Here is a 204-nt window from a genome sequence, read left to right on the forward strand (position 1 = left end):
GGAAGTTTTTTAATTAAATCATACTTTGAATGTGATTTACCTTCCTTTTCGTATCTTTCTTTTTGAAGTGCTAACATGTGATTATACACAAATCTTGAACATCCAAAAGATTTTTCTATTATTTCTCTTTGAGTTTGATTTGGATATATTCTAAACTTAAAAGCTTTCATCTGTATCATTTCTTCACCTCCTTTTAATTTATAT

Annotated in this window: 1 protein-coding gene; it reads right to left on the reverse strand. The window is 26.0% G+C overall.

Going from position 1 to position 204, the window contains the following annotated elements; translation table 11 throughout:
• Nucleotides 1–179 (reverse strand): helix-turn-helix domain-containing protein (locus tag KGF46_RS19940; RefSeq protein ID WP_413926732.1); only part of this gene is annotated, 179 nt, incomplete at its 3' end.
• Between the last annotated feature and the right edge of the window lie 25 nt (nucleotides 180–204).

Source organism: Clostridioides sp. ZZV14-6153 (assembly GCF_020657855.1).
In the GTDB taxonomy this organism is placed as follows: domain Bacteria; phylum Bacillota; class Clostridia; order Peptostreptococcales; family Peptostreptococcaceae; genus Clostridioides.